The sequence below is a fragment of the Mesorhizobium sp. WSM4848 genome (assembly GCF_055811375.1).
Window position 1 is genome coordinate 1 of sequence record NZ_JBVVPX010000085.1, and the last position, 2,017, is coordinate 2,017.

The 2,017-nt window shown below is 60.1% G+C and carries 1 protein-coding gene; it reads left to right on the forward strand.

The features are described 5' to 3' along the window. The first annotated feature begins 167 nt into the window (after positions 1-167). Entirely contained in the window at positions 168-1,961 is a 1,794-nt protein-coding gene (locus tag AC0L16_RS33335) for an IS1634 family transposase (RefSeq protein ID WP_473625766.1), read from the forward strand. Positions 1,962-2,017: the final 56 nt, after the last annotated feature.

Sequence of the window (2,017 nt, forward strand, 5' to 3'; positions counted from 1 at the left end):
CCCGTCTTCGCCGATTCGGCTGTGGATAAGACGAAATTGAAGATTTTCTGGTTTGGTAGGTCGTTGAATGTATTGGTGTTGAATGCATGAAATTCACCTGAAAACGGCTGTAGTGAAGACCTAGTCTATTTTCGATGATGGCTTTCCATTGATATTATGAAGCCATCATGTTTCTGCGGATGATTCGCCGGAAGAAGAACGGCAAGACACACGTCTACTGGAACATCGTCGAGAACAAGCGACTCAACGATGGACGCGTGGTGCAGCGTCAGGTCCTTTATTTGGGAGAAATCAGTTCGTCGCAGCGTGACGCCTGGCGAGGGGCCATCGAGGTCATCGATGAGACGACGGGCAAGGCGCGCACCTTGGCGCTGTTTGCCGAGGAGCGCAGCATGGGGGCGACAGAGGTGGACGCGCTCAAGGTCCGCCTGTCCGAGATGCGGCTTCATCGGCCGCGACAATGGGGCGCCTGCTGGTTGGCAGGGCAATTGTGGCGCGACCTCGAACTCGATCGCTTCTTTGCGCAACGATTGCCGCGCAGCCGCAAAGGGACACGCTGGGACCATGTGCTGCAAGTTCTGGTCTGCTATCGGCTGATCGCGCCAGGCAGCGAATGGAAGCTGCATCGGGAGTGGTTCGGCAACAGCGCCATGGCCGATCTGCTGGGCGCCGACTTCGGCCTGGCCGAGTCGCACAAGCTTTACCGCTGTCACGACCACCTGCTCGCCTTCAAGGAAGATCTGTTCAGCCATCTGGTCGACCGTTGGCGCGACATGTTCAACGCCAGCTTCGACGTTCTGCTTTATGATCTGACGAGCACCTATTTTGAGATCGATGCCGCCGATGTCCCTGAAGGCGACAAGCGCCGCCACGGCTATAGCCGGGACAAACGGCCGGACTGTCCGCAGGTGGTGATCGCCCTCATTGTGACGCCGGACGGCTTGCCGCTTTGCTACGAAGTGATGCCCGGCAACACCAGTGACAAGACGACGTTGCGCGGCTTCCTCGGCAAGGTCGAGGCGCAATACGGCAAGGCCCGGCGGGTGTGGGTGATGGATCGCGGCATCCCGACCGAAGAGGTTCTTGCCGAAATGCGTGAGCGCGATCCACCGGTCTCCTACCTGGTCGGCACGCCCAAGGGACGCCTGACCCGCCTGGAAAAGCATCTGATCGACAAGCCTTGGCAAGAGGCGCGCGAAGGCGTCCGGGTCAAGCTGCTTTCCGAGGACGGCGAGCTCTATGTCTTCGCCCACAGCGATGATCGCGTCACCAAGGAACGTGCCATGCGCCGGCGGCAGATGAAATGGTTGTGGAAGCGGCTTGGCCAGCTCGCCACCATGGACGTCTCGCGCGAAGAGATGCTGATGAAACTCGGCGCCGCGCGGTCAAAAGCGCCGACCGCCTGGCGCCTCGTCGATATCGACATGGGCCGGGAAAGCGCCACCTTCACCTTCAGCCTCAACCGCAAGAAGCTGCGCACGCTGCGCCGCCGTGAAGGGCGCTATCTGCTGCGCACCAACATCACCGAGCAAGATCCGGCACTGCTATGGCAATACTACGTTCAATTGGTCGCCGTGGAGGAGGCCTTCAAAAACCTCAAGGATGACCTCGCCATCCGCCCTGTCTTCCACAAGCAAGAGCATCGGATAGAGGCCCATATCTTCGTCTCGTTCTTGGCCTACTGTCTCTTCGTCACCTTGCAGCGCCGCCTGCATGCCCTGGCGCCAGGGCTCACCGCGCGTAGTGCTCTCGACAAGTTCGCCGCCGTCCAGATGATCGAGGTTCACCTGCCGACCACCGACGGCCGCGAGCTCCGGCTCACCCGCTATACCCAGCCGGAGCCCGAACTGCTGCTCCTGCTCAAACAGATGCGGCTCGTCCTGCCGCCTCAGCCGCCGCCAAGAATCGCCGCCGCGGCCGTCACAACCAACCCCCCGCGTAGTGAAGACCTTTTAGTCTAACACTCTGATTCTATTGATTCGGTCCCTTCAAAATCGGCTCAATCGGCGAAGACGGG